The 7,091-nt window shown below is 67.7% G+C and carries 9 protein-coding genes; 2 read left to right on the top strand and 7 right to left on the bottom strand.

Annotated features, from left to right (window positions below):
• Positions 1-6 precede the first annotated feature (6 nt).
• Together ACWDA7_RS33400 and ACWDA7_RS33405 are read right to left on the bottom strand one after the other, a co-directional pair.
• The gene (locus ACWDA7_RS33400) at positions 7-1,098 is read right to left on the bottom strand and encodes an integrase core domain-containing protein (protein ID WP_450609149.1); all 1,092 of its coding nucleotides are present in this window, start codon (positions 1,096-1,098) and stop codon (positions 7-9) included.
• Positions 1,099-1,280: 182 nt separating this feature from the next.
• Complete coding sequence (locus tag ACWDA7_RS33405; protein ID WP_450609151.1) at positions 1,281-2,939, bottom strand: hypothetical protein; 1,659 nt, start codon at positions 2,937-2,939, stop codon at positions 1,281-1,283.
• A gap of 326 nt (positions 2,940-3,265) precedes the next feature.
• Between ACWDA7_RS33405 and ACWDA7_RS33410 the strand changes: the two genes are divergently transcribed.
• Positions 3,266-3,958, top strand: coding sequence for a hypothetical protein (locus ACWDA7_RS33410; protein ID WP_450609153.1), 693 nt, complete (start codon positions 3,266-3,268; stop codon positions 3,956-3,958).
• An 86-nt stretch (positions 3,959-4,044) separates the two neighbouring features.
• Here ACWDA7_RS33410 and ACWDA7_RS33415 read toward each other — a convergent pair whose 3' ends face one another.
• From ACWDA7_RS33415 to ACWDA7_RS33430, 4 genes are all read right to left on the bottom strand, one after another.
• Positions 4,045-4,293, bottom strand: coding sequence for a hypothetical protein (locus ACWDA7_RS33415; protein ID WP_450609155.1), 249 nt, complete (start codon positions 4,291-4,293; stop codon positions 4,045-4,047).
• Positions 4,294-4,499: 206 nt separating this feature from the next.
• Entirely contained in the window at positions 4,500-4,919 is a 420-nt protein-coding gene (locus tag ACWDA7_RS33420) for a PIN domain nuclease (RefSeq protein ID WP_345127280.1), read from the bottom strand.
• Positions 4,916-5,128 carry a type II toxin-antitoxin system VapB family antitoxin gene (locus ACWDA7_RS33425; RefSeq protein ID WP_329512192.1) on the bottom strand — a complete coding sequence of 71 codons (213 nt, stop codon included), beginning with the start codon at positions 5,126-5,128 and terminating at the stop codon, positions 4,916-4,918. The genes ACWDA7_RS33420 and ACWDA7_RS33425 overlap by 4 nt, the downstream gene beginning before the upstream one ends.
• Positions 5,129-5,751: 623 nt before the next feature.
• Positions 5,752-6,237 carry a hypothetical protein gene (locus tag ACWDA7_RS33430; RefSeq protein ID WP_450609158.1) on the bottom strand — a complete coding sequence of 162 codons (486 nt, stop codon included), beginning with the start codon at positions 6,235-6,237 and terminating at the stop codon, positions 5,752-5,754.
• Positions 6,238-6,247: 10 nt separating this feature from the next.
• On the opposite strand from ACWDA7_RS33430, the gene ACWDA7_RS33435 reads away from it, so the two are divergent.
• A complete protein-coding gene (locus ACWDA7_RS33435; RefSeq protein WP_450609159.1) occupies positions 6,248-6,475 on the top strand; it encodes a hypothetical protein in 228 nt (75 codons plus the stop codon).
• A gap of 270 nt (positions 6,476-6,745) precedes the next feature.
• On the opposite strand, the gene ACWDA7_RS33440 is transcribed toward ACWDA7_RS33435, so the two are convergent.
• On the bottom strand, positions 6,746-7,091 hold a 346-nt coding region (locus ACWDA7_RS33440), incomplete at its 5' end, for an IS1096 element passenger TnpR family protein (protein WP_450609161.1).

Below are 7,091 nucleotides of genomic sequence, written 5' to 3' on the forward strand. Positions count from 1 at the left end.
GCCTGGTCACGCGGCATGGTGGTACTCGTGCAGGGTTCCGCCGAGTCGGTCTTGTCGGCGGATCTTCAAGTGTCTGATGTTCCCTGGTTCGTTGATCGGGTGGGGGAGTGGGCGGAGGGGAGAGGTTTGGCCCAGGGCTCGGTGTGGGCGATGTTCGTTGTAGAAGGTCTCGAACTCGCGGAGCGGGTGGAGGAGGTGGCTGAGGTTCCAGATCAGGGTGCGGTCCAGGAGTTCGTGCCGGCAGGTCTGTATCCAGCGCTCCATGATGGAGTTCATCCGCGGTATCTGGATGCCGGTGGTGATGACCTTCAGCCCGGCGTCGGCCATGAGGGCGTCGAAGGTGGCGGTGAACTTCGAGTCGTGGTCGCGGATGAAGAATCTGGCCCTGCTGCCGGCGTCCTGCAGGTCCATCAGGAGGTTGCGCCCGAGCTGCACGATCCAGTCCGCGGTTGGGTGTGCGGTGGCACCGAGGATCCGGATGCGCTTCGTGGAGTGCTCGATGGCCGCGAAGACGTACAGGCGTGCTCCGGTCAGGGTGCGGACCTCGAACAGATCGCAGGCGAGCAGCACCTCGGCTTGGCTGTGTAGGAAGTCGGCCCAGGTGGTGCTCTGCCGTTCGGGGGCGGGTGGGATGCCGTGCTCCTCGAGGATTTCCCAGACGGTGGAGGCGGCGACCTTGATGCCGAGCGCTGCGAGTTCGCCGTGGATCCGGCGATACCCCCACGAGCTGTTCTCGCGGGCGAGGCGGAGGACCAGGGCGCGGATCGAGCGGACGGTGGGTGGGCGTCCGCGACGCTTCGGCACGCAGGTGGCAGCGTGGTGTTGCTTGAGCAGGTTGCGGTGCCACCGCAGGATCGTGTCCGGGTGCACCAGCAGCAGGAGCTGGCGCAGCTTGTCCATCGGGAGGTGATGGAGCAGGCCGGCGAGGATCGCGCGGTCGGTGTCTGTGAAGGCGGGCTTGCCGACCTGACGCTGCAGGACCAGCAGTTGGTGCCGGAGCGTGAGGATCTCGATGTCCTTGTCTCTATCATTCACCTGCAGCAGGCGCAGGAACGCGAAGGTGTTGGTCGCGGCGAGGTAGGCCAGGCGCAGCAGCACGACAGATCATGATGCCGCCGGTTACCTGTCCAGGTGAAGGCGTTGGGCACAGCCGGAGTTCGATGATCAAGGCCGGGACCTGGGCGGATGATTTATCGGCACGCGCAGTCTTCCTCCACCCGTAGGCTCGGTCAGCGGGCCGGCACTCGCCGGTGGTTGGATATAGGGCGTTTGCCCGGGTATCAGGTGCGAGGTCCCAGGGCTTCCAGCGCCTGGGTGTACTGCTCCAGGCCGGGCGCCTGACCGGGTGCGGCCCGCAGGACCCGGTTCAGATGTCCGGACAGCACATCCGCCAATCGGTCCAGGACCTGTTCGCGGGACAGGCCGGCGTCGCGCAGCCGCTGGGCGGCCGGCCACAGTTGGGCCGGGGCGTCCAGCCAGAGCTGGTTGGCGAGCACCTCGTGCACCGCGTGCAGACGCCGGGGTACCTTCCGGGCCCGCATCTCCTCCTGGACGATCAGCGCGCGTTCCTCGTCGTCGGCGGGGTCGAGGTCGTCCACCTCGTCCGAGTCCATGTCGCTCGGGACCCAGCGGTGCCCGGGTTCGGGGATGGCGAATCGGCGCCGGTCGATGACGGCCTGCAGGACATCGCCGTCGTGCCCGTTCTGGTCGATGTCGGCGATGTATGCCCGCAGCGGCTGTGGGAACGCTGCCAGGGTTTGCGGTAGTGCGGCTATCCGGCGGCGCAGTGTCCGCAACACCTCCTTGCGGTCCTGCTTGGGCAGGTACTGCTCGGCCACCCAGGTGTAGTAGCCGGTGATCGCGGCGGCCGCCTCGTCCAGCAGGGCATCAGGGAGGAGGAGAGAGTCGGGCAAGGCATCGGTGAAGATCCGGGTGAGGGTGCCCGGTCCGATCCGGCGTGGGTCCCGGCCCAGAATATCCACGGACAGCCGGATGAGCAGCTTGGGGGCCACCCGTGCGGTCGCGGTGGCCTGGGCCGCCCCGGCCGGCGAGGCGAAATACTCGCTCGCCAGCGCATCGCGGGCTGCCTCGTCCCAGATTTCAGCCAGTGGCCGCCTGTCGGGTTCGCAGGTGCCGGGATCGAGTTGCCGACTGCGGGCGACGGCGAAAGCGAGGGGCTCGAAGAACTCTGCGTCTGGTCGGATATCGGGCCGGGCGGGGCTTGCCAGCCCGTGGGCAAGGAAGGCGGTGACGGCATCCTTGAGGGCGTGGTGAGCCGCCGTGTGCGTCAGCGGCAGCAGCTCGCTTCCGTCCCTGCGGGCCGCCTTGGCCAGGTGGTTACGGCATCCCTCGGTGTCGTCGATGGCGGTGATGTCAGTGGCGGCCCCGTGCCAGGAGTGGTCCCGCTCGATGAGGATGCCGTGCAGGCGGTCGCCGTCCCGGTGAACGAAGGTGCACAGGATCTGCTCAAGTTCGCCGTAGCGGTCCATGGTGTGCCAGCAGTCACCGGGCGTGGCCTGCCCGAGCAGGTCGAGCCAGCGTGGCTGCGACCAGGACCGGCCCTGACGCGCGGCAGCAGCGGACATCCGGTCGGCGGCCGAGACGGCGGGCTCGTGAAGCGCTGCCGGCCCGATAGCCGCCAAGCCGTGGAGCATCGCGCACGCCTCGGGCTGCCCGGTCCGCTCCAGCTCATCGACCAGATCCAGCAGCGCCAGTTCCAGGCCTGTCCCGTCAGGGCTTGATTCTTGCAGCAGCCCGAGGTGGCCGCTGATCCACAGTTCCGCTTCGAGAGCATCGGACAGGGCGGCGAAGTCCGGACCCGCGTCACAGAACGCGCGGTAGACCGGCTTCAGCCCCGGCAGCCGCAACCGGGCGGTGCTACCAGAGCGCCGGGACGGCCGTCGGGCGCTGCTGTCGGACTTCTTACGCGGCTTGCTCACTGGACTCACCCGACCATTCTGGGGCATCCGCAGTAAAGCCCCCACCGGCTTCACCGAACACACCCCGTGGCGGCACAACAGGCGGGCCGCTGGAGTCGGAGGAGATGCATGCGAAAGGGGCCACTTGAACAGGCTATGTAACATCTGACTGCGGGGCGTGGCTGCCGCAAGAGGGGGCAAAACCGGCGACTACGGGAACACGGCTCCTGGACACCCGCATCTACTGGGGTTTGCCTGCTCTGGCCGTATTCCGGCTGACTCCCTTCCAGGCCCGGTGACGCCGACTCAGGCCGTCTTGCGGCGTCGCTGGTGGCACACTGCCGGGTATGGCCCCGATCACGATCGATGAAGCGCTGAGCCGGTTCCTGGACGAACAGCGGGAGCGGCTGGCCCCCCGCACCTTCCGTAACTACGACGATGTGATCGGCCTGCTGCGGGACTGCATGAACGGATACGGCCCCAACCTGCTGTCGGGAGCAGACCACGACCGCTGGCGGCGCGCCTATGACGCCGGTGATGAGGACGCATTCTGCACGCAGATGGACGCCTCCTACATCGACAGCATGCTGGAGGAGTTCCTCGGCTACTTCATGATCCGCAAGGTCATGGCCGGGCAGGAACTGCTGCAGGCGTCGGGCACGGTGACCAAGAAGCTGGTCGGCTGGCTCGCCGAACACCGCGTGATCGACCAAGCGGCCGCGGCGAGCGGGACCGAGCGCGCCACCGCCGCCGCCCGCGATCTACCCAAGGCCGAGCGTCTCGCCGACGCTCTCTACCAGCTCACCCTGGACTGCCCAGTCCGCAGCCCGGAAACCGCGCAACGGTGGATCGACGACGGCATCCCGATGCAGATCACCAAGGTCGAGCCCGGGAAGCTGTGGTTCCAGGGCGGCATCGGACCACTCGCCGTCCCCCGCAAGGCCAGCGAACTGGCGCAGACCGGCTGGCGGGTCACGGTGGTGCTGGGCTTCGCCCACAACCGGTGGTGGCTGGTCGAGGTTGGCAACGTCTACCCGTAGCATCCCAAGCCAGAAGGCCAATCGGAATATGTCAAAGAGGTGCCGCAGAGGTTCCGGTCGAGAGCTTCGAGCGGAAGGAGACGGCATCAAAACGGGGGCTCCGCAGCGGAGTCGCCTGCGCCGTCGACGGGCGCTGCAGGCCGCACGGGGCTGGCTGTGGCCCACGGGTCGTCGGGCGCGATCTCACGCGTCGGGACCGGGCGAGTGGTACGGGTGATCGTGACGGTCGCGAACGTCATCGAGGCGCCCACATCGTCGACATCCAGCACCATGCGGGAGCGCTTCTCCCCCTCCGGGGTCTCCCACCGGTCCGTCCGCAGACGGCCCGCCTCCACCCTTCGGCGCCTGGGGCGCGCTCTTGAGGATCTCGATGCCGTCGGCGGTGAAGACCGCGTCGAATGCTTCGGTGTAGCGGCTGTCGCGGTCGCGTAGCAGGTATCAACGGGACCTACCGCACGGCCCCCGGTCGTGCGGTAGGTCCCGGCGTCGTGCGGCCGCTCGGGCGCTGCGGGCACCGGCCGGGACCGTCATCCGATCGGGGTCAGTTGTCGGCGGTACCAGCTTCGATGACCCAGCGGGTGGCCTGGCCCGTGATCGCGGCGATCATGTCGTAGTCCTGGTCGTAGTGCAGGACGGTGACGCGATGGCGTTCGGCCGTGGCGGCGATCAGGAGGTCGGCCATGGACAGGGCGCGGTGAATCCCTTTGGTGACGGCCTGGCGCTGTACGTCCTTGGCCCGGTCCCATACCTCGTCGGGCACCGGGAGGTAGTCGAAACCGGACAGGAACCAGTGCAGGCGCCTGGCCTCAGCATCGTTGCGCGCGGAGTACATCACCTCCATCTCCACCGGACCTGCCACTGCCAGGACGCCGTCCTCGTGGAGGGGGTCGAGCACTTCGGCGACTCGGGGGTGGCGCCAGCGCTGAAGGGCTGAGTTGTCGATCAGGAAGCGCTCGCTCACGCAGCGCCCCGGCCGTGATCTTGCGCCCGGCTGTCGTAAGTGAGGTCTAGCTCGCCGGACTTGATGGCGTCGATGCCCTCCTGCCGCAGTCGGCGCTTGACGGCCTCCTCCATGGCCATCCGAACGGCCTTGGCCTTGGTCTTGACCCCGTACAGGCGCATGGCGTGCTCGACCATTTCGTCATCAAGGTCGATCATGGTACGTGACATCGAAACTCCTCCCACCGACCATCAGCTGCCAAAATGATACCGCATAACCGATGCAAAGTGGTGTCGTTTGGTGTCTGAGGAGGTGATGAGGTTCTCGCCCTCCCCGGCCTGGGCGAGTCGACCCACGGCCTGGTGGCATGGCACGAGCCAGGCCCCAGTCCGAGGCAGCCGAGGGTGTGGCCTTGCTGCCCGAGCAGCCGGGATCGCGCGACGCCGGCACAGGGTGCGGGTGCCACGGCCTGCGCAGCCGCGGGGGTGCCGCTACGCCGACAAGATCCTCGTAGTCGCTGGTTCGAGACGGAGCGCCGCGCGGTAGTCGTTGTCGCCTGCGAGGAGCCGGGCTACCGGAAAGGAGGCATAGTGAGCACGCACGTCGTACAGGACCTGGGCCAGCCGGGGTGACGCGGTGCGACGGAGTAAGCGCTGGTCGCGCGGGCGCGGGCGCGGTGGGGTCGCTGGTGCGTGGGCTCACGGACTTAGCGACCGCGCCTGCGACTTCCGCTGCGACGTAGTACTCAGCACCCGCGCACAGAGGCCGTCCGGACGTGCCTCGTCGGCATGTGTAGCGACAAGGTGAGGCGGGGCCGCCATAGTCGGCGAGCCGACCTCGGCAGTCGTATGACTCAAGTTCGATCTCCCAGACCGAGCTTCCCTTGCGCTATCACGACCGTATCGTTAATGGTCAACTCGCCCCTCGGACACTCGCTATAACGATACGGAAGCGAGGGCCTCGACCTTACGGTCGCGGTCCTCGTCGCGTGTTCGTAACTGATGGTGATGCCCAGGGCTTCGTAGAGTGGGCCCTTCTTGTCGGGGTCGGCGGCTTGGATGCGTTGTGCGATGTCTCCGATTCTCTCAGTGATCGCCCGGATCTGGTCGGGGGCAAGGGGTGATTCCCTTTTCCGGGTGGCGGCGGGCAGCGTGTCGCGTTTCTTCTGTGCCGCTTCCTTGTCGCGTTGTGCTTCGTTGATCCACTGGGTGACGACGGCTGGGTCGGCTCCGGCTTCGAGGGCGGCTTGGTAGCGGGCGAGGCGCCGTTCGCATTCCTTGATTGCTTGGCGGGCTTGCGCCTGCTCCGGACTCTGGGGCTGTGCGGCGCTCGCCGCCATGCTCGCGTGGTTGAGTGCGGTGATGGTGGCGGTGAGCCGGTCCGGTGCGAAGGCCCGTGCGATCCACGAGTCCAGTGCCCGGCACACGACGCGGCAGCGACACCAGCAGAGCGGCGAGGAAGGCTCGGTCTTGCGAGGTGAACTTCACCCGGTCCGTACCGAGCTGCCGCTCAAGGACCATGATCTGGTGGCGCAGGGCGAGGATCTCCGCGTCCTTGTCGCGGTCGCTCATCGGTAGCAACCGCAGCGCGGCGAACGCGTTGGTGATGGTCAGGTAGGCGAGACGAAGCAACACGGGTGCTCATCCTGCCGCAGCACCGAACAAGCCCTTGAGCTGCATGGATGACATTCTCGGCAGGCGCAGTGTCGTCGACGGGGGCGGCCCGGGGCGCGGTAGCCCCGCTGTGCGGTCAGCCGCCCTCCTCGTTGAGGAGCTTGGTGGCGGGCGGCCGGGGCCGGGCACCGTGCCATCGCAGCCTGGCCGCCCAGCACGTTCGTTGACCCGGTATCAGTTGGGTGAGAACACCCGGATCAGGCACTCGTTGATATCGTCGATCGCGAACGGCGCGGTGGGATACGTCCCGTCTTCGTTCTCGGGCAGGGAGTCCTCGATCGGGCTGTCGCCGTGCCCTGCCGTGCACACCGGGTGTGCGGTGCCGGGTCCGCCGGCGAGGGTCTTCTGGTAGGTGATCTCGTGGCGCCAGTAGTCGCCGAGGTCGTAGGTGTAGCCCATGATGCTGCCTTCTCGGGGGAACGCGTCGCCGACGAGGACGGTGGGCGAGTCGGCGGCGGCCAGGGCGCACCAGTGGGGGGGGGATGTGCGGGGGGGGGGTGCGTTGGAGAGGTGGAGGTGG

The organism is Streptomyces sp. NPDC001156 (assembly GCF_053598275.1).

Coding starts and splice junctions, on each gene's coding strand:
- ACWDA7_RS33410 (WP_450609153.1), top strand. CDS start 3,266: ATGGCCCCGATCACGATCGATGAAGCGCTGAGCCGGTTCCTGGACGAA.
- ACWDA7_RS33425 (WP_329512192.1), bottom strand. CDS start 5,128: ATGTCACGTACCATGATCGACCTTGATGACGAAATGGTCGAGCACGCC.
- ACWDA7_RS33430 (WP_450609158.1), bottom strand. CDS start 6,237: ATGGCGGCGAGCGCCGCACAGCCCCAGAGTCCGGAGCAGGCGCAAGCC.